The organism is Streptomyces sp. AcH 505 (assembly GCF_000818175.1).
Taxonomy (GTDB): domain Bacteria; phylum Actinomycetota; class Actinomycetes; order Streptomycetales; family Streptomycetaceae; genus Streptomyces.
The window spans coordinates 4,357,832-4,359,333 of the sequence record NZ_JTIY01000001.1 but is presented as its reverse complement, the minus strand read 5'-3'; the positions used below and the strand labels follow the sequence as shown (position 1 = coordinate 4,359,333).

Annotated in this window: 2 protein-coding genes; both read right to left on the bottom strand. The window is 71.8% G+C overall.

All coding sequences use genetic code 11. The annotated features are described in order from the left end of the window. Positions 1 to 222 (bottom strand): ATP-binding protein (locus HY68_RS43890; RefSeq protein ID WP_041990773.1); only part of this gene is annotated, 222 nt, incomplete at its 3' end. A 95-nt stretch (positions 223 to 317) separates the two neighbouring features. Further along, positions 318 to 1,220: a lipase gene (locus tag HY68_RS19955; protein ID WP_041990772.1), complete on the bottom strand. Its 903-nt coding sequence runs from the start codon at positions 1,218 to 1,220 to the stop codon at positions 318 to 320. Positions 1,221 to 1,502: the final 282 nt, after the last annotated feature.

Below are 1,502 nucleotides of genomic sequence, written 5' to 3'. Positions count from 1 at the left end.
CCGCTCGCCGGGCGCCGCCGCCGCGTACAGCACGGGCCCGTCGCCCCACCCGTCCGCCGCGTGCCGCAGCAGCGCGCTGCGCCCGAGGCCGGGCGGCGCCGTCAGTACGAGCGTGGCGCCGTGACCGGCCGTCAGCCGCGCCAGCAGGGTGTCCAGGATGGTGAGTTCACCGCTCCGGCCGTACAGGCGGTGGGGACTACGCACGGTCGTCGATGAGGTCACCTGCGTTACGTTACTGCTGTGTAACGTGGCCCGGAAGCCCCTTGGGCCGCGCCCCGTGAGGGACGCGGCCCCGCTGTGCGGTGGCACAGCCAACTTCAGGATGTGTGCGGGCAGTTGCCCCGGTACTCCTCGATCGTCAGGCTCGGCCTGGGCAGCGGGCAGAGGAACTGCTCGTAGCGGGTGTCGTTGTCGACGAACCGCTTCAGCCAGGAGACGCTGTACTTCGCGATGGTGGTGTTGGAGCTGTTCGGCGTGAGGTGCGTGGCGCCGTTCAGTTCCAGGTACGCCTTGTCCAGCGACGCGGGCAGCGAGTTGTAGAACGGCTCGGAGTGCGTGGCGACCGGCGCGATGGTGTCACCGTCCGCGCCGACGATCAGGGTGGGCGTCCGCACCTCGGGCCAGGTCTTGTCGGTGTTCCAGCCGGTCAGCGGAATGGCCGCCTGGAGCGACGTCCGGTCCTTCGCCGCCTCCAGCGTTCCGCCGCCGCCCATGGAGTGCCCCATGACGCCGAGCCGCGACGCGTCGATGCGGGTACGCACCGACGAACGCTGCGTCAGATAGTCGAGCGCGGCCAGAAGTTGGTCGCCACGGCTGGCGGGCTGGTCGAGCGTCGTGTTGGTGTCGATGGTGAAGATGACGAAGCCCTGGGAGGCCAGCCGGGGGCCGAGCCAGGCGATGCTGGACTGGGTGGCGGTGAATCCGGGCGAGATGGCCACGGCGCCGAAGGTGCCGTCCGCGGTGGAGGTCGGGTAGTAGATGGTGCCGCCGCCGAAACCGGTCACGCTCAGCGAGGACACGGAGGTCTGCGACACGGCGTACGAGCCGCGCGCCGCCTCGATGCTGGAGGTGCTGGGGGCGGGGCCGCGCTCGTACGGGTTGTCGGCGGCGCCGGCGTTACCGGCGCCGGGGATGAGCGCGACGACCAGTCCTACGGTCGCCACCGCCCCGGCCCACAGGCTGCGGACGGTACGGGATCTTGGCTGAGAGCGAGGGTGCACGGAGGGGGGTCCTCTCGGTCGTGGCGGGCCCGTGCCCGTCCCGTTGACCGGAGCGGACCTGCCGTTGTCCCTGACGCCCGCCACGATGGCGCTGCCGCGGTACGGAGGGCATCGGCAAGTTCGCCAGTGTCGCGGCGGGGTCGCCGTCCGGCGGGGGGGGGTCGCCGTCCGGCGCGGTTCGGTTGGCGGTCTTGGTTGCGGTTGTCGCCGGGGGCCGTTCCGGGGAGGCGTCCTGCGCTGCATGATTTACGGCGCGTACTCCCGAGACGCGGAGCCACCGCC